A 17977-nucleotide genomic window follows, 5' to 3' on the forward strand; every position below is an offset into this window, starting at 1 on the left:
GAGTGAAATATCTGGTCATGTCAGTATGATGGCTTACTGCGCTTTGCGGATTTCCTGCAAAGTTACGGTGTCGTAGGTGCATCCGTTTCCGAGCGATGAAAGCCGCTCTACGAAGTTGAACTCGTCGATCAGCGGCGCTGTGTTGATGATCCTTTTGAGAAAATGGTCGATCGGCTGCGTTTCCACGGGCTTTTCGGGGTCGTTCACATAAATACTCACCTTCGCTGACGGCCCGAAAAAGCCCTTTTGGCCCAATTTGCTGAGCCGGCTGCGGTCGGCAAAACTCAATTTTTCATCGGCAAGCACGTTCAGGAATTTGTTGATTTCCATAAAGCTGGCTTCCGGGCAGGGCAATGATGTTTTCGGAATGCTGCTAATCCACTGCGAATGATGTTTCAAGGAATCAGGTAAGCTTTTCAGACTTGCCTGCAAGCGGTTTTCCGCATCGGCGAGCAGCGTTTCCCACGAAACATGCGTGTTATGGCCCTCCGCGTAGGCGAGCGCCTGAATCCAGGTATTACTGTAAAAACTACCTTCATTGGGGTGAGCGGTAGCCTTTTCGCCCTTCCTGGCGCTGCTGATCAGCAGGTCGCCGTTCGCTTCCAGGAAGAGCTTACGGGCGATCTGGGTATCGTCGGTCACTCTGATTCCTCTCACAACCGGCCGTGCCGTGCGCATGGTGCGGGTGCCAGCGAGCAGGTTATTGCAGCAGTCGCCCAGCGTTAAACAAAAACGCGGCTTCTTTTCTTTCAGCAGCCGGTGAACGGTTTCCAGTTCAAGGTTTTCATCTTTAAGATAAAGAATAGGGAAATTGCTTTTTTCGGCATTTGTATTGATTCCGTGGCCGGTATAGTAAAAGAAAATAATGTCTTCCGGCTTGCATTGTATTTTGGAAATAGCCTCCTGAATACCGCCTTTTCCGAATTTATCCTGATTACAAGTGATTTCCCGGTAATTATATTCGATTTTTTTAGAGATGTGCCGCAGCGTGCCTGACATTTCTTCAAGGTCCTTTTCACAACTCGCTCCCAGCGACGGGTCTTTGGTGTCGGCCACAAGTATGGCGTAAAAAGATTGTGCATTGCACAACTGGCTGATCGTCAACATTATCATCGTCAGCCGGATCACTCGTGCCTTGATTTTCGGGAGAGATATCATGCTAATGACGTTTCGGGTATTACAGTAACGTAGGGCATAAGCTATGTTATGAGCAGTCGATCAAACTAATTTGAAGCTAACAAATAAACAGTGAATTGATTAAATTAAATGAATCACTGCAAGTATTTTTTGTGCTGCGCATCGGTGGTTCAAAGGATCGAACGGAAGGTGATAATTAACGCAGATACTTAAATGACTTATTGGAACAGTCGTATTCCTAACCCTTTTCCGGACCAGAACTGGCCCAGATCAATTCCGGGGAATCATTTAATTTCTTACCCCTGTACATTCTGATAAACCGCCTTTGTTCTTCCAGGCCATTGGACCTGGCCCAGCGCAATGCGGCCTTATTTGGAACAGGGATATCTGCAAAAACGGGCATCCCGTTGAAATGGTGCAGCATCACGTCGCTGATCTGGCGGCCAGCCTCCGGTGTAGAGGCGATGACCGGACCGAGCTGTACGGCATTACGGCCTTTGCGGGAGCATGCATAGGCGAGGCCGTCTTCAAACATAGAATAGTAGCACGCACTGGACCGTAGCAATGCATGCAGGAATACCTCGCGGTGGGTATCGGTAATGCGCAGGTCGAGGTCGAGAATCGGAGAGGCGGGCGTATCCAATGTCCAGGGCATCGCTTCTTCGTCGATCTTGTCGGGCATTTTGGCGACCCCTTTCATTCTTACCACTTCATATTCTTCCTGAAACCCCAGTTTTTCATAAAGTCCTTTTCCGAAAACGGTGGCGTCCAGACGCAGTGTTTCAATTCCAAGATTGTCCAAATGGCCGATCGCGTGCTCCATCAGCTTTTTGCCGATGCCCTGGTTTCGCGCAGAGACGTCGACAAGGACCATGGCAATCCAGGCAACCCGCCCGAAAATGCAGGTCGTAACGGTGCCGGCCGGCGCTCCGGCGACCGGCGTTCCGGCGACCGGCGTTCCGGCGACCGGCGTTCCGGCCCGCGTGGCGACAAAACATCCCTCGGGATGCAGCGCCATTGCCCGATGCCAGTCCGCTTCCAGCTGGTTCCAGCCTGCTTGCTGCACTAGTTGCATTCCGAACGGCACGTCGGTAAGCTGCATTTGTCTGATGGTAACCGGATTTTCCAATGATTCTCGTGTTATGCTGTCCTTCGGGTCGATATTTGATTAAAATCTAATCACTTTCAACGGGTCTTCCAAATCACCCGGAAGGCACTAGCCGTTTGATAGTACATTCCTATCGGTTGGTCAATAAGCGGGAGTTATGATAGGGTTTCATCAAAGAAATAATATAAGCTACGCCGTTCATTGTCAGGCGGGCCGAGCCGGGTACGAATAACTTTCGTGAGGGTATTCCAACCAAATCAACCGGGTTTTGCGTCACTTAGCTGATTTAAAACCAAATAACAGCTCATGAAAAAGTTCGCTTTAATGCTAGGGTTGCCGTTCCTGTTTCTTTCCTGCAGTGACGATGACGGCGCCGTGGTACTGCCTCCGAAGATGGAGCTCAACGATCAGTTTAACAGTGACAAACAGGGATGGACGGCAGGCTTTTCTGACTATCCTGTGAAGATGGATTCGGACTGGAAGCTCGAAGAAGGTATTGCCAGTTTGCCTGCGCCGCTCGATACCCAGAAAAAAGGTTTCCGCATTTCGGGCAACAATCACAGCGACGACCTGTTCATGTATTTCAAAAAGAAAATGACAGGCCTGAAACCAAACCAGGAATACAATGCAGCATTTACGCTGGAATTCGCCTCGGATGCGCCTTCGGACGGCTGGTTGGGCGTAGGCGGAGCTCCTAATGCGGTGAGCGTCGGCATTGGCGCGGTCCCCATTGAGCCCAAAACGACGGTCGATAACCTGGACCATTACCGGATGAACATCGACAAGATCCAGCAGAAAAATGACGGCAAGGACATGAAGGTGATCGGCGATATTGGTAACGGAACCGACAAAGTAGGCTATAAACTGCTCACAAAAACGGGCGAGTTCAAAGGCAAAACCGATGCAAACGGGAATCTGTGGCTGATTTTTGGTACCGATTCCGGCTTTGAAGCGACTACCACGTTGTACTACACTTCCGTGAAAGTGAAACTGACGGAAACGACGACGAAGTAGCATTCATTTTATTCAAAGTTCAGAGAGGAGGCAGCTATTCAGGTAGATGCTTCCTCTCGTTTCAGGTCCTTAAAGTATTTTGTGCAGGATCATTTTGATCACCAATGTTGAATCGGGATGGACGTTGGGCGGGTAACCGGTCCTCTTTACCAGGTAGGGGGGCGCGACGATCTTTTTAATTTCCCCTTCCCGCATCCCGACGAGCGCCTCGTCGACTGCCTTCGTAGCCTGGTTGCCGCCAATCAGCACCTTCACGGGTGTAGAGCTGTTTTCATTGGAATACAATACTTCCCCGTTACGGTAGCTCGTCGTTTCAAAAAGCAGGATCTGCTGGCCGGTTCTCGCCTTCGGACCATGGCCTTTCTTTAACAGGGTATATTGAAGGCCGGATGGCGATTGTTTCATTTTGCCGGTGGAGCAGGAAATCAGCAGGATCGCCAGCGAGAAGAGCTTAACTGTTTTGGCCAATGGAAATGGGTAGGATCTATACATATTGTGATTGTTTTACAGCGTTCAAATTGAGCTGTTGCGCTACCTAGTTCGAATATTTGACAGCCCGCACATACAATCCAAAGTCCTTCCCAAGTCCGCAGCGCATGTGCGTGCGATCGACTACGTGTAGCCCGCGACCCCAAAGAACAGGCCCTGGTTTTCCATTGGCATCTTTATGGATTTCGTCAGTGGCTTCGTCTCCGACTATTCTGCTTCAAACATATTGGTTAGGTGATTGCCTGTTCGTACAGTGGTTGTAAAAGTTTGTAAAGCACTTGTAAAAGTTAACAGTCAGGTTTATTTGGTTTAGGTTAAGAGAGGTAATGTGTTATTTGTGAATCAATTGTCAGACGACTTTAACCATTTCTTGATTGCTTCAAGAAATTTCACCTGCTGATCGATAAAGACTGTATGCGAGCAGTTATCAAGATAATTTAACCGTTTCGTGCCTGTAATCCTTTGCAAATCGACGATTTGTTCTTTCGAATAAAGGCCGTCTTGCTTGCCGTAAATCGCGTAAATAGGTATTTGGGCTTGTGCAAGTTTCTGCAATACGGGAGTTGTATCGATGTTTTTCCGCTGTTCATTTTTCCAGAGCATTTCAACCGCGCGGTCATTTTTGATGTAACGAGTAATCAATGTATCTGTTTTGTAAGTCGAATAGAGGCGCAGCGCCTCAGGGTCGGGATTTTGCAGACTAAAAAAGCCATTTCTGGAAGCATGTGCGAAAACTTCGGTCCGGTAGACAAGGGAATTGGTGTCCAGTGCCCTGATTTTCTCTAATGCACGGAGATTAGCCGTTTCATTATGGATTTGGTAAATGTGCCCCACTGCGTTGAGAATGGTGTTGTAGGAGGCTTGCTGGGAAATCAATGCGCTCGCAAGGATGATGGATTTGACTTTCTCTGGGTATTTTTGAGCAAAAAGGGTAGTAACAAGCCCACCAAAACTGAATCCGATCAAGTGGGCACGTGTAAGTTGATACTTTTGATAAATGCGGTTTAGATCTTCGAAGAACTCTTCATAATTCATTCGAGCAGTGCTGTCTGCGGACCTTCCTTCACCTCGCCGGTCGTAAATCACTACATAAAATCCTTCATTAGCTAACTTTTGAGCAGTAGTAGCCTCAAAATAGACAGAACTGCTTCCCGGGCCACCATGGAGGAATATGATCGGTTCATCGCTTGCTATCCCAAAGCTTTTGGAATAGAGATATTGTCCCTTGGCTGAAAAAGTAAGTAGAGACGCTATTACAGCGATAAACAGTCTTATTAGTAAACGCATATAGTTAAAAAATGGTAAAGTTAAGGTATCCGGAGATGCAAGTAGCCCAATTTCTATACTGATTTATCCATTCCAATATCTTCGCTAATATATGGCGTTAGGCATCGCCGCGCCGCCATTTTATCCCATTATGTACCCGATAGTTTCGCACAAGCGACCATTTAAATAAATTACGCCTTGTGCATTGGCGGGTTTTTTATAAAATTGCCTACTATCATAGACCTGACGCTATTGGAAACTTATACTCCCGGACTCCATCTTATAGCCACGCTTCATTCGGACAAAACGGCCCTACTGGACGAGCATACTGGTTTTAAGGCTCTGGCCGACGATCTTACCGGTGCATTTGACCTCCAGAAACTGGGCGAAGTTTACCACGATTTCAAACCAGGCGGTTTCACGGGCATTATTTGTCTGAGCGAGAGCCATCTTTCGGTGCATACCTGGCCGGAGTTTAACAAAGTCAACCTGGATATTTACCTCAGCAATTTCCAGCGCGTCAATAACGGCACGGTGCGTGCTATTTTCGACCACATTACAGCCTATTTTGAAGCAAAAGTGGTTTCTGAACATCAAATCATTCGATAAGCGATGGGAATTAGCAAACTTGCAACTTGTCCATCCTGCGGCAAACCTGTGTATTTTCAGGGTGCCAACAATGTGGCCGGCTGTGGCTGCGAGAAAGTGTGGTATCGCTCGGGTGATGAGCTGAAAGAAGTGAAAATGGAGCTGGTTCGTGGTTCGTCGGATATTATCCAGCCTGGTACCAGCGGAAGCTGGAAGGCGATCGCGTTTATCGTTACCGGTAGGCTGCGGGTGCTCTTCGAAGATCAGGCTTATAATTACTGGACGCTCGATTGTAACGATGGCTTCACCCGCCATTTGGCGGAAGGCTATGGAATGTATACGATCTGCGAGGCGCTGCCATTCAAGGATGCGACGATCGCCCGGAAGTTCAAGGCCGACGCACAAGGGCTGACCCTGCCCGATGATCGCGAGTTTTCGGTCACGGCCCGTAACGAAAGCCGCCTGATAGAGGTAGAAGGCAATGTATTTGTGCAAGGCCTGCCGGATCGGTTCAACAGCATCGAAGCGGTTACTGACGCTGAACGCGTGGAGCTGGTAGCTTACAGCGAAACCGTCGCGGTGGCATTTGCCTGCTATGAAGTGGAACCTGAACTGCTTTTTCTTAGCAATGTGCGGGAAGCTGAGCCGGAGGCGAAGCTATTTACCTGCCGCAATTGCCATGCAGAAAACCACATACTGACTTATCCATACAGCCACAGCTGGGTTTGCGCCAAATGCGAAACCCGGCACTCGTACACGGGCGGGCAACTGGCGACACACGGCGGCCAGCACACGCATGATCATGAATTTTGCTTTGATATCGGCGAGCGGATTTCGCTCGAAGGTGGTGATTACCAGGTGGTGGGACTTGCTTATAAGTACGACACCGATTCGCGCACCGATTACTGGCACGAATATACGCTTTACAGCAGGTTGCACGGGTTTATGTTCCTTACCGAGTCGGACGGGCATTGGACCTCCCTGAAAGAAACGCGGCATACCCCGAGGCCGGGTGATTCCCGCCTGCACCGTATTGCGTTTGATAATCAGCAATTCCGGCGATACTCCAAATACCACTACCGCATGCTGTATGCGTTGGGCGAATTTCCCGGCGATGTGTTTTCGAGGCATGAGGACATAGAATCAATGGACTATATCGCTCCGCCGGAGATACTGAGCGTCGAGAAGGACCACAAGAAACGGCTGACCTGGTTCCGGGGTAAATATGTGCCGCGCGGGGTGATTGCCGCACAAACCCATAACCTGCTTCCGCAGACGGTGGGCATTGCGCCTGCACAGCCACCGAGGGTCAACGTAAGTACGGAAACGATTGTGAAATCGGGCGGCATCGCTTTACTGCTCGCCATGCTGGTCCAGATCCTGACGGGTAGTATGCACAGCAATAGGGTGATTTTTGATTCGAACTACAATTTTTCAGATTCGCTTAATACACAGCTTTTCATTTCTGAAAAGTTCGAGCTGGAAAAGCAGAGCAGTAATCTGGAACTGGATTTCAAGGCACCTCTGGAAAATACCTGGTTAGAGCTGGGCGTAACACTCGTCAATGCGGTGAATGGCAGTGAGTACAGCGCCGAACAGGGGATCGAGTTTTATTCCGGCTATGAAGACGGCGAACGCTGGACGGAAGGAGATCGGGAAGAAACCATCCATTTCACCAAAATACCTGCCGGAACCTACTTTCTGCAAATGACCGCCAGCCGGGATTCGAATATGTACACCCGTGCTGGTATATTCACGACAAAGCTCGTGTATGACGCCACCACTTACAGAAATATCTGGATCGTCGTGATACTGATTCTTCTGGGGCCGCTGGTAATGGGCATCATGCGGTATTACACCGAAAATGCGCGTTGGGGAAACAGCGAGTTTGCCAATTCATCAAAATAGAACGAGCATGAAAGAAACTTTGAAAGAACTCCTGCCCATGAAATGGTACTTTCTGTACGTGGCGGCACTGCTGGCCTGGCTGGCGTATGCCAACCTTGTGGGTGACCGGATTTTGTCGTTTGGAAATCAGGAGCAATGGAGCTCCGGCGGGAGCAGCTCGCATAGAAGCGGCATCATGCACCATAAATAGTCATTAAAAAACCTAAACATATATCGATGCAACAATACATCATCAGTTCGCTCGTGTACTCGGGCATTGGGATATTGGTCCTGTTTATCACGTTTGCGGCCTTTGAAATACTCACACCGAAGCACAACCTGCGTCGTGAGATCATGGAAAACAAGAACGTGGCCCTGGCCATATTCGCCGGCTTTTTCATGCTCGCGATCGCCATTATCATCGCGTCGGCAATTCACGGGTAGATGAAAAACACGGCAGGCAGGAATAGTGCGCAGTGGGTGTTGCTCGTGGCGGTGTTCATCATCGCCACCTGCGGGTTGATCTACGAGCTGGTTGCGGGTACGCTGGCCAGTTACCTCCTGGGCGACAGCGTCACGCAGTTCAGTATCATCATCGGCGTGTACCTTTTCTCAATGGGGATCGGCTCGTACCTCTCGCGGTTTTTCAATGATCACCTGCTCGAATGGTTTATCAGGATAGAGCTGCTGGTGGGGCTGGTGGGCGGTTTTAGCGCGATCCTGCTGTTTTTTGTATTCCCGCTCGCAGTCAGCTTTCAGCCCGTGTTGTACGCGCTGGTGGGGGTTACAGGCACTCTGGTCGGGATTGAAATACCCCTTTTGCTGCGGATTTTGAAGGATAAGGTCGAGTTTGCTGAGCTGGTGAGCCGGGTTTTTACTTATGATTACATCGGTGCATTGCTGGCGTCGCTGATCTTTCCGTTGGTTTTTGTGCCGTACCTCGGACTGATCCGGACGAGTTTGTTCTTTGGTTTACTGAATGTGGGCGTAGGATTGTATCTCTGCCGCTATTTCGCAGGCGAAGTCCGGGGCGTGAGGGTGATCCGTTTCGGGGGCGTCATGATCCTGATCGCTGAGGTGGCGGCATTCATTTTCTCGGAGCAGATTATGAGTTTCAGCGAAACGCTCGCCTACAATGATCACGTCGTTTATTCCACCTCTACACCTTACCAGCGGATCGTGATTACCAAGAACAGGCACGACCTCCGGCTTTACCTGAACAACAACCTGCAATTCAGCTCGGCGGATGAATACCGGTACCACGAGGCGCTCGTGCATCCGGCCATGGGAGCGTCGGGGATGCCGCGTAATGTGCTCATTCTGGGCGGGGGTGACGGGCTGGCGGCACGGGAGATATTGAAATACAAATCAGTTAAAAACATACAGCTGGTAGACCTCGATCCGGTGATGACTAAACTGTTCACGGAGCAGGATATTCTTTCGGAAATTAATAAGCATTCATTGAAAGACCCGCGGGTCACCGTTACCAATGCGGATGCATTTATCTGGTTAAAAGAGAATAAAAAGCAGTTCGATTGCGTCGTAATAGACTTTCCGGACCCTTCCGGGTTTTCTGTCGGTAAGTTGTATACGACCGCTTTCTACCGGCTTTTAAAAACGGCAATGACGCCGCATGCTGTCGCCGTGGTACAAAGTACATCGCCCTTTGTGGCGCCAAAGAGCTTTTGGTGTGTCAACGAAACACTCAAAGCGTCCGGATTTCAGACCATTCCTTACCATAACTATGTGCCGTCGTTTGGCGAATGGGGTTATATAATGGCCTGTATTCCTGATGATTTCCACCTTCCGGTCACATTCCCCATCGAGAAAAAGTACATTAGTGCGGCTGTGATGGAGCAAATGCTGCAATTCCCGGACGATATGCTCGCGCACGAGCCCCTCGAAGTGAACAAGCTGAATAACCAGGCGCTGGTAAATTATTTTGAAAAGGAGTGGGGTAAATACCTGGAACAATGAAAAGGGGCGAATTTATCAGACTGACCACGGGAATGGCTGCTGCCGCTCCGCTCTTGCACGCCTGCGAGGGGAAAAAGGCCGGTGCTGCAACTGCCATTCCGGGGAAGATCGTGGGGGCGTCGGCTGCGGCCGGGCATTTGCTCCGCGACCGTGCATTCAATGCTCCTGGCGAATTTGAACCGAAGGACGTCGTGATCATCGGTGCGGGCGTGAGTGGGTTATCGGCGGCAAGGTACCTGATGCAGCACGGGGTAAGCGACATGGTTGTACTGGATCTGGAAGGGCAGCCCGGCGGTAATGCGGCTTCGGGCGGTAATGCATTTTCAAAATATCCATGGGGAGCGCATTATGTGCCGGTCCCGAATAATAATTTGACTGAATACCTTTCATTTTTGGAAGAGGCCAAAGTGATAACCGGCTATGATGGTGCAGGTTTGCCGGTGTATGATGAGTTTTACCTGTGCCATGATCCCGAAGAACGGTTATATATCAATGGGCACTGGCAGGAGGGACTGGTACCGAATTTCGGTCTGAATGCAGCGCAATTAGCGGAGTTCAGGCAATTTTTTACACTAATTAATCATTACAAAAACCTGAAAGGCGCAGACGGGCTGGAAGCGTTCAGTATTCCGGTGGACATGTCGAGCCGTGACGAATCGCTGCGTGCACTCGATCGCATGACGATGAAAGAATGGATGGACAGTCGCCATCTTACAGGTGAATACATACGCTGGTATGTCGATTACTGCACTCGTGATGATTTTGGCACGCCTTTAGACCTGGTGAGTGCCTGGGCGGGCATCCATTACTTCGCTTCGCGAAAAGGGAAGGCCGCTAATGCAGCATATAACGACGTGCTTACGTGGGAGCACGGAAACGGTTTTCTGATCGACGCGCTACGCAAGGACCTCGATGGGAGGGTAGTAACCGGCGCATTGGCGACTTCCGTAAAAGTGGGCCCGGAGGGTGTAAAAATCGGCTATCTCGATGTTGCCACCCGGCAGGTTAAGGGCCTCGAAGCCAGGCATTGCATTATGGCGGTACCGCAGTTTGTAGCCGCACGCCTTCTGGGAGACACAGAGCGAGGGAAGACGGTAACCGGGCATTTTCATTATACACCGTGGATGGTGGCTAACCTGACCGTGAAGGACCTGCACGAACGGGCCGGGCAACCTGCCAGCTGGGACAATGTGATTTACGGAAGCCCTTCGCTGGGTTATGTGGACGCCACGCACCAACAGGTACAACAGCAAAAATACCGGCGCAATCTTACTTATTATCTCCCGCTCACCTACGCGCCGCCCGGGATCGCACGAAAGGAAGCCTACCACGCGGAACATGCATTTTGGTCAGAGAAAGTGCTTTCCGACCTGCAACGCGTACATCCCGATATCCGCGAGCAAACCGAGCGTATCGATATCATGCTTTGGGGCCACGCCATGGTGCAGCCGCGTCCGGGAATGATCCACGGCGATCTGCGGCAAGCCCTTTCGGAGAGTATCGGCACAGGGATTCATTTCGCGCATACCGACCTGGCCGGCGTGAGCATATTTGAAGAAGGCTTCTACCAGGGCCTTAAAGCCGCGAAAAAGATCCTGAAACAAACCTGACCGCCATGGAAAAGCAGCCATGGCTGGGCAAGCCGCTGACCGACATTGTTTTCATCCTGGCTCCGCCGTTTCTGAGTTTGCTGGTGGTGATTTGCTTTCCCGAAATTTTCCAGGACAATACCCATATGCCCGACGCCTGGTGGGTCGTATTGATATTGCTCATCGACGTCGCACACGTATACAGCACGCTCTATCGCACGTACCTGAACAGGCAGCTCTACAACCGTTTCAAGCCATTGCTGATCGGTATACCGGTATTGGCGCTGGTGCTGGGTTCGGGTATTTACCTGGTAAGCGGGCTTTGGTTCTGGCGCATCCTGGCGTACCTGGCGGTTTACCATTTTGTGCGCCAGCAATACGGGTTTCTGCGCCTGTACAGCCGTTTCGAGCGTACGCCCGGCTGGTACCGGCAGGTAGATCAGTTCGTGGTTTACTATGCGACAATTTACCCGTTGCTCTACTGGCACCTGCACGGCGGCCGGAATTTCAACTGGTTTATCGAAAACGAATTCCTGATTTCCTCCTCGCAACCGGCGCTGAGAGTCGCTTCCGCATTGTATTGGATGATGTTGGCTGCTTATGCATGCAAGGAAATCCACTACTGGTGGCATTTTAAAAGCCTTAATATCCCGCGCATTGCCGTCATTACAGGCACTTTGGTGTCGTGGTACTTTGGTATTGTATATTTCAACGGCGACCTGGCATTTACGCTGCTGAACGTCGTCAGTCACGGCGTTCCCTATATGGCGCTCATCTGGATATTCGGGCAGAAGGAGGCTGCACGGCCGGGATCGGGGAGGTGGTTGCCGCTTTTCTTCGGACGATACGGGATGGTACTCTTTCTCGGGCTGATCTTCCTGCTGGCCTGGTTTGAAGAAGGCCTTTGGGATTGGACCGTCTGGAAAGAGCACCGCAGTCTTTTTTCCTTATTCCATCAATTTCCGATAGCATTCGGCAAACCGGCCCTGGCATTGATCGTACCACTGCTGGCCGTTCCGCAAATTACCCATTACGTGATCGACGGTTTTATCTGGAAGAAGGGGCAGCATTAGAGCTTCACGATTTTTTTGACAACACGCCCGTTCATGCCTGAATAAATGAGCATGTATTCGCCAGCGGGCAGCTTGCTCACGTCAAGCCTTTTGCTTTTTCCTACGGCGGTTTTTAGCTGTTCATAACCTTTCGGATCCAGGATCCTGATCACCCCGCCTTCTTTCAGATCGATATTAAGTTCGTGAACGACCGGGTTGGGGTAGGCATTGAGCAGCACATCGTCGGGCAGATTACCACCGCGGCCGGGCATTTCGGGCCGGATAACCACGAGCTCGTCACCATTGTCGGGGGTGAGGGACATCTCGTCCATTTTCCAAACCTGCAGGCCTTTCGAGTACGTAAATGCCACTGCGAACACACTTCCCCTATAACGGAAGACTTCCTGTAAGGTGATACCCTCGGCGCCCCTGACGATTTCGGGATAATGAAACAGCGAATCGCGGTCGAACCTGGCAAGTTCAAATCCGGTGGTTGCCGTGTAGAAGGGCGTGTAATTCGGGTCAGACCCGCCACCGAAATCATACCAGCCTGGCACTTCATATTTTTTAACCGGGGTATTGCCTTCTACCGAATACACGGTGGTGGGGGTAGTGGTGCCGCTTTGGTCGTATGCCAAAGCAAGGTCTCCGTCCAAAATTCTGGTCACGACAAAGCCCACCGGGAAATCCACGCGTTTTTCTTTGGCCAAATCCCACAGGATCTGATGCGGGTTATTTCCTATCTCACCGAATAGCAGCCGGTCGCCAGTCCCGGCCATAGCGAACTCGACCGGTTGGTCTTTGAAAAGCTCCGAAATTTTGCCGCGTTTCAGGTCATATATATAAATTGAATTGCCTGTATTACCTTTTGCTTTGATCAGAATGCCCTGCGGAATCACAACCATATATTCAACATCCCCAGTGACTTCCCGGCTGATAACGGCGTCGTTGTGCACGATCACCACCTGCCGGGCGCTCCGAAGGATTGCTGTACTACCCGTGAAGGGATCGATGGGTTGGACATTGGTAAACTCACCGAGCAGCTCAGCAGTACTTGCCTTGTAAATTTTGACGTCGGGCCCGCTCATCGTACCGGCGATCAGACAGTCGCCGTTACGGAAAAGGTAAGTCATAGGACCGGTGTAAAGGCGGTTGACCTTGTCCGAACCGGCGTCGGTATAGCATACATCATGGAGTTGCCCGCTGCTGTTGCGCAGCATATAGACGATCCGGTTGTCGTAAATGATGTGGTTTACGGCATCTTCACCCCCCTTGTTTAGCTCGATCAGTTTCAGCTCGCCGTCCTGGAATTTGTAAACCATGTCATGGCTTATCCCGTTTTGGATCGAGTAATGGATCATGTAAATATCATTGCCGGTGGTGCGGAATTCGCGCTGTCCGAACCTGGCATTATCGATTTCCCAAACCTTTTCCAGATCGGAAACAAGGCTTACCTTTTTGTCGGCAGCAATGAGATCGAAGACAACCATCCGGTTATTGGTGATCACCTTGTCCACAGACGGCCAGCCTTCGGTAGGGTATAAATAAATTTCGCGGGTTCCGGCCTTGGTACCGTCTGTTTTGAAGATCCTGAGGCCTTGCGGACTGGTCGAGGTGAAGACGATCTGGTTTCCAACCCTCATCGAATCCGTGGCCATCTTCCACGATACCACCAGTCCATCGTACGACAATAATTCGGAAGTCGTTTTGCCGTCACTAATCCACAGTTTCCCCGAGCCTTGCTCGTCATTATTAGTCCAGAAAAGCAGCTTGTTATTGAAGATAGTTCTGTAATCAAGGCCTTTTGCGGCATAAATGGGACGGCGGCTTATCAGTGGCAGGCGGAGCGTGGTACCGGTGATATACACATTGTCGGAGAGTTCATATTCTTTATCCGCAACTTTGACTTTTTGAACCCGATAGGGAAGCTGCTCCACGGAAATGGGTTTGTTTTGAGCTACGTCGTAGGTGCATTTGGCGTAGCTGTAACGGAGCTCGAACACATCCCGCGACTGGGGAATAATCTTTATCCCACGCCCGGTGATCTCCCGCGGCAGGCTCGGAGAAATGCGTTTCGTGTTCTTTTTGAAATCAAAAACACCCAGGTATGCCGAATAAATGCTCTCGTAACCAAAAAGAGTCGTGAAAGTCAGTTGGTCGCCTTCAATGACGAAATCGGTATGGAATGGACCCTCACTGGATCCCGTCGGAGTGCCTTCGTACAGCTTACTGGTTACGATGTCGGCGACCGTTTCCCAGTTCTGGCCTGCTATAACTTTGAAGATTTTCAATGTCACGTTATTGTTGAAAAAGCCTCCGTCGTTGATCAGGAAAAGCGCTCCTGCCTTGTCCCTTAGCATAAGCGGTGCAGGCCCGCGGTTCCAGTCGTACGTTTTGGGGTTCTCTGCCCTGTTAATCGCCGCAACCACCAATTTTTTTTCCGTATTACCCGCGTCGACGGCGATGTATTCATAACCATTTTGCTTTTCCACGATAATTTCATTGAGTGGCAGTCCAACGTGACTTGCAAGGGTGCGTACTTCGCTGTCAAATACTTTTAGCGTCCATTTTTTCGCCGTCGAATCATGCACGCCATAATAGAGATTCCCACCAGAATACCTGAAAGTGGTTGCATCTTCATTCAGAAAATCGGTTTGCCCGTTCGTATCCAGCCAGGCAAATGCAAACCGCTGTGTATTATTGTTGCGAAAAGCGACGAGCAGCTTTCCCGATACGATGTTGAGGTTCAATGTGCTGTCGGAACGAAACAGTTTTTGTGTGCCCGACGAAGAGCCATCGGTCTTCCAGATTTCATGCCCGTTGGCAACGAAGTACAAAAAGTCCCCGGCCTTTGTGAAATCGGAAGAATAGGAGTTTTCGTAGCCAGGCACAATTTCTTTTAAAAGTTTTGTATTCGCCTTCGTCCCGTCCGAAACCCAAAGTTCATTCCCGGTTGCGGGAGTAAACGAAGAGAAAATCATGCGGTTGCCGATCTGCGATTGGTATACCGGATTAAAAGCCTGTTTATCTTCGCTGTTAACGAATTTCGTAATCTGTTTCTGGGCTAAACAGCATGTAGCCGTCAATAATGCCAGGTGAACGATGTAAATGTATTTTTTCATAGCTAATAGTTGATGATATTATGAATTGTCAGGTAAATATTTCTTTTAAGAGATGTTTTCGCTGTTTGCTGATCATGGCCTGATGATTACCCTCCATTAACAGATATCCGCCGTCTTCCTTTCTGAAAGATACGATCCTGTTTTTATTAATCAAATACGATTGATGTGTTCTCACAAAGCCATAATGTTCAAGAATATTTTCGTATTCTGAAATAGGTTTGCTGACCGTTATTTTTTTGTTTCCTGTTAGATGAAAAGTGGTATAGCTATTATCCGATTTGCAAAAAATAATATCATCTATTAATACATAATGAATTTCATTGGCTTCGGCCAATGCGATTTTTTTCTGTCGCTGGGAAGGCAGGTTTTCGAACGACTGGATCAGCATCGCGATCTGTGCGCTCTGGTCGCGCTCTTTCCTTTTGTCAGTCGCTTTCCTGACGGCTTCTGTAAGCTCGAGGTGGTCGAGCGGTTTGAGCAGATAGTCCGTGGCCGAAAACTTAATAGCCTGAATGCCGTACCGGTCATACGCCGTCGTGAAAATGATACTTCCTTGGTAATGATTGAGTTGTTTCAGCAGATCGAAGCCTGTTTCATTTTGCAAACGGATATCCAGGAACAGGATATCCGTTTGCTGCCTAGCCAAAAATTCGTGCGCCTCGCTCACGTTATGCGCGTAACCCGTCACTTCCACCTGCGGACAATGTGTCTCCAACGCGAGGCGCAGGTTATGGACGGCCTGGATCTCGTCGTCCAGGATAAAGCAGCGGATAGGGTTCAGGTGAGCCATTTCAACAGTCTGATTTCCGTGATAGTCCCGGCACCGGGGCTGGATTTGGTTTGGAGGATAATTTGCATGGCAGGCAACTTCTCGTTGATTAATGCAATGCGTTTACCTGTTAACGAAAGCCCATGTCCGGTTGCTTTTACCGATGCATCAAAGCCAATTCCATTGTCCCCAGTCGCTACAATAAGGTCGGTGGCGTCGCAACGGATGGTAACGGTGAGTGTCGGGTTTCGCACGGTGTCCGCGAGGCCGTGACGGATACTGTTCTCAATAATCGGCTGCAAGAGCAGCGGCGGAAAGTCGATGGAATCGAGGTCGTTCCCGCATTCATTTCGAAAGGAATAGGTAAATGTCTTCCGTTTCTGTTCCAATGCAATATACTTTTCTTCAATACTGATTTCTTCTTTAAGTGAAACCAGCTCTTTCCGGCCGCTATCCATGATCGTCCGCATAAAAGTCGCAACCTCGGTAATGTATTGATTGGCCGCCTCCGGGTCGTTTTGCCGGATCAGCGATTGCACGGCATTGAGTGAATTGAAAAGAAAATGCGGGTTCAATTGCCCGCTAAGCAATTGCAGCTGGTTTTCTATTTCGTTTTTCTTATTGTTAAGACGTACAAGCTGCCTTTTATGGCGTTGTTTTTGAATAAAAATAGCCAGTAGAGCGATGATGATGATACCTAATATCGGCAGTGCGATGTTAACCCAGCCCGCGTGCAGAGGTGTTACGTCGACCGTTACTTCATGAATGCTTTCCGGCTGGTGTTTATACCGGAGGAAAATTTTGACAGTATTACCAGGCTTTGGTTTGTCGAGGTAAATGTAGGTGTAGCCGCTTGTGAATTTTACATTATTTTCGCCCCCGAGTCTTCGCCAGTTCTCAGGCTTCCCGATGGCGTATTCGATCCCGCTGTTCTTCGGCGTCCGACCAAAAAAATTATATTGTTCATGGTTTGAAAACCGCAGCAATGCTGAATGGCCTGCAGCTATTTCGAAATGGTCGGCCTGGGGACCCTGCTTTGTGTAGGCCTTGTTGATTTCGGTGTTTAAAATTTCTTCAAAGCTCTTATCCGACGAAAAATCGACAAAATTGAAATAATCGGGGACACTGCGTACGCGGGTGATTGAGAAATGGTATACGTCTGCCAAGGTATTTTTGTCTCTGAATTCGACGTTCAGCGAATCGTTGAGCCGAAGCTCGAACTTACCAGCATGATAGTGCTCGGCAGGCGTAGTTTTGACGTTATCAGGCTGGTCGCGGAAGGAGTTCAGATCTGCATGGCCAATATAAAAATCCGGGTCGTTTTTAAGTGAAACCACGTTGGTCCAGTCATTATTCAACTTGCCATTCAGCAAAGTCCTGAACTGCAAATCTTTGAAATCAATGTGTGGGATCGAGTCGCCCCTGCGGGCAAGCACCTTGCCGAATGGGTAGAAATCGAGCGAGAAGCCAGCCATTGATATAAAAAACTTCGAGGGATCGACAGTCGAAAGTTCTCTGGTCAAGGTTGCATCTGTGTACAGGAACTGGTTCTCGTGATTAGGCGTGAGGAAGGAAACCTTTTCGGGGCTCGCAGTGACATTTCCGGCCATAGTGAAAATACAGGAATCGCATACAATCCCATTGTGTATCTCTTTAATGGCGAGGATATTATTGGTGCCGTACTGGCCGCGGGTGATCACGGGAATAAAAAGCAATATAAGCAGGGCTAGTGTTTTCATGTTATGAGACGGTCTGGTTATGTCGCAAATACGTGACCGCATCTGACAGCCCGCCAGCTAAAACTGAACATGGCGCTTTTGGATTTGAATTCGGGACATTATCAGGCTAAACTAGAAAGCAAAATGCCTAAATTTGTAACCATGAGATTCGCACCTACACTCTGACACTCCTTACCGTGCAGCCGTTGCACGTCCTCCCCGGTTTCGGGGCCGGGATTTTATTACCCCAATTTTCAATTC

The 17977-nt window shown here is 49.6% G+C and carries 15 protein-coding genes; 8 read left to right on the forward strand and 7 right to left on the reverse strand.

All coding sequences use genetic code 11. From position 1 onward, the window contains the following. Positions 1 to 33: 33 nt before the first annotated feature. Positions 34 to 1158, reverse strand: a complete 1125-nt coding sequence (locus IEY24_RS04690; protein ID WP_188929137.1) for a caspase family protein — start codon at positions 1156 to 1158, stop codon at positions 34 to 36. A gap of 217 nt (positions 1159 to 1375) precedes the next feature. Then, on the reverse strand, positions 1376 to 2266 hold the full coding sequence (locus IEY24_RS04695; protein ID WP_229221373.1) for a GNAT family N-acetyltransferase: 891 nt from the start codon (positions 2264 to 2266) through the stop codon (positions 1376 to 1378). Positions 2267 to 2551: 285 nt separating this feature from the next. On the opposite strand from IEY24_RS04695, the gene IEY24_RS04700 reads away from it, so the two are divergent. Next, positions 2552 to 3259 (forward strand): hypothetical protein, encoded by a 708-nt coding sequence (locus IEY24_RS04700; protein ID WP_188929139.1) that lies wholly within the window; start codon positions 2552 to 2554, stop codon positions 3257 to 3259. A 69-nt stretch (positions 3260 to 3328) separates the two neighbouring features. On the opposite strand, the gene IEY24_RS04705 is transcribed toward IEY24_RS04700, so the two are convergent. Beyond that, positions 3329 to 3751: an FKBP-type peptidyl-prolyl cis-trans isomerase gene (locus IEY24_RS04705; protein ID WP_188929141.1), complete on the reverse strand. Its 423-nt coding sequence runs from the start codon at positions 3749 to 3751 to the stop codon at positions 3329 to 3331. 339 nt (positions 3752 to 4090) lie between these two features. Beyond that, a complete protein-coding gene (locus IEY24_RS04710) occupies positions 4091 to 5035 on the reverse strand; it encodes an alpha/beta fold hydrolase (RefSeq protein ID WP_188929143.1) in 945 nt (314 codons plus the stop codon). A 204-nt stretch (positions 5036 to 5239) separates the two neighbouring features. Here IEY24_RS04710 and IEY24_RS04715 point away from each other — a divergent pair, with 204 nt between their 5' ends. From IEY24_RS04715 to IEY24_RS04745, 7 genes are read left to right on the forward strand one after another with little or no spacing between them, the layout of a single operon-like run. Further along, a complete protein-coding gene (locus tag IEY24_RS04715) occupies positions 5240 to 5623 on the forward strand; it encodes an S-adenosylmethionine decarboxylase family protein (RefSeq protein ID WP_229221383.1) in 384 nt (127 codons plus the stop codon). A 3-nt stretch (positions 5624 to 5626) separates the two neighbouring features. Continuing rightward, positions 5627 to 7510 carry a DUF4178 domain-containing protein gene (locus IEY24_RS04720; RefSeq protein ID WP_188929145.1) on the forward strand — a complete coding sequence of 628 codons (1884 nt, stop codon included), beginning with the start codon at positions 5627 to 5629 and terminating at the stop codon, positions 7508 to 7510. A gap of 7 nt (positions 7511 to 7517) precedes the next feature. Next, positions 7518 to 7700 carry a hypothetical protein gene (locus IEY24_RS04725; RefSeq protein ID WP_188929146.1) on the forward strand — a complete coding sequence of 61 codons (183 nt, stop codon included), beginning with the start codon at positions 7518 to 7520 and terminating at the stop codon, positions 7698 to 7700. A gap of 26 nt (positions 7701 to 7726) precedes the next feature. Beyond that, the gene (locus IEY24_RS04730; RefSeq protein ID WP_188929147.1) at positions 7727 to 7933 is read left to right on the forward strand and encodes a DUF350 domain-containing protein; all 207 of its coding nucleotides are present in this window, start codon (positions 7727 to 7729) and stop codon (positions 7931 to 7933) included. Continuing rightward, positions 7934 to 9466: a polyamine aminopropyltransferase gene (locus IEY24_RS04735; RefSeq protein ID WP_188929148.1), complete on the forward strand. Its 1533-nt coding sequence runs from the start codon at positions 7934 to 7936 to the stop codon at positions 9464 to 9466. Then, positions 9463 to 11076, forward strand: a complete 1614-nt coding sequence (locus tag IEY24_RS04740) for a flavin monoamine oxidase family protein (RefSeq protein WP_188929149.1) — start codon at positions 9463 to 9465, stop codon at positions 11074 to 11076. The genes IEY24_RS04735 and IEY24_RS04740 overlap by 4 nt, the downstream gene beginning before the upstream one ends. A gap of 5 nt (positions 11077 to 11081) precedes the next feature. Then, a complete protein-coding gene (locus IEY24_RS04745) occupies positions 11082 to 12128 on the forward strand; it encodes a hypothetical protein (protein WP_188929151.1) in 1047 nt (348 codons plus the stop codon). Here IEY24_RS04745 and IEY24_RS04750 read toward each other — a convergent pair. The 3 genes from IEY24_RS04750 to IEY24_RS04760 are packed head-to-tail and all read right to left on the reverse strand — an operon-like array spanning position 12125 to position 17737. Beyond that, complete coding sequence (locus IEY24_RS04750; protein ID WP_188929153.1) at positions 12125 to 15229, reverse strand: T9SS type A sorting domain-containing protein; 3105 nt, start codon at positions 15227 to 15229, stop codon at positions 12125 to 12127. The genes IEY24_RS04745 and IEY24_RS04750 overlap by 4 nt on opposite strands. A gap of 28 nt (positions 15230 to 15257) precedes the next feature. After that, positions 15258 to 16019, reverse strand: a complete 762-nt coding sequence (locus tag IEY24_RS04755; RefSeq protein WP_188929155.1) for a LytR/AlgR family response regulator transcription factor — start codon at positions 16017 to 16019, stop codon at positions 15258 to 15260. Further along, positions 16007 to 17737 (reverse strand): sensor histidine kinase, encoded by a 1731-nt coding sequence (locus tag IEY24_RS04760; RefSeq protein WP_188929157.1) that lies wholly within the window; start codon positions 17735 to 17737, stop codon positions 16007 to 16009. The genes IEY24_RS04755 and IEY24_RS04760 overlap by 13 nt, the downstream gene beginning before the upstream one ends. Positions 17738 to 17977 lie beyond the last annotated feature (240 nt).

Source organism: Dyadobacter endophyticus, assembly GCF_014641595.1.
In the GTDB taxonomy this organism is placed as follows: domain Bacteria; phylum Bacteroidota; class Bacteroidia; order Cytophagales; family Spirosomataceae; genus Dyadobacter; species Dyadobacter endophyticus.